The sequence below is a fragment of the Stenotrophomonas sp. GbtcB23 genome (assembly GCF_019091045.1).
GTDB classification, from domain to species: Bacteria; Pseudomonadota; Gammaproteobacteria; order Xanthomonadales; family Xanthomonadaceae; genus Stenotrophomonas; species Stenotrophomonas rhizophila_A.
Window position 1 is genome coordinate 1 of sequence record NZ_JAGXKC010000519.1, and the last position, 252, is coordinate 252.

The following is a 252-nucleotide window of genomic DNA, read 5'->3' on the forward strand; positions in this document are numbered from 1 at the left end:
CGTCCCCATCGTCTAGAGGCCTAGGACATCACCCTTTCACGGTGGCGACCGGGGTTCGAATCCCCGTGGGGACGCCAGTTACAAAACAAAAAGCCCTGACTTCGGTCGGGGCTTTTTTGTTTGCAAAAACACTTGGCGAATCGTCTTCACACGCGTAGAATTCCGCCTCCAGCATCGTGGGGCCATAGCTCAGCTGGGAGAGCGCCTGCATGGCATGCAGGAGGTCGGCGGTTCGATCCCGCCTGGCTCCAC

The 252-nt window shown here is 59.1% G+C and carries 2 tRNA genes; both read left to right on the plus strand.

The window, feature by feature from the left end:
- Nucleotide 1: 1 nt before the first annotated feature.
- Nucleotides 2-77: transfer RNA gene (locus KVS69_RS19980), tRNA-Glu, on the plus strand.
- Between the two features lie 101 nt (nucleotides 78-178).
- Nucleotides 179-251 (plus strand) — tRNA-Ala (locus tag KVS69_RS19985).
- The last annotated feature ends 1 nt before the right edge of the window (nucleotide 252 follow it).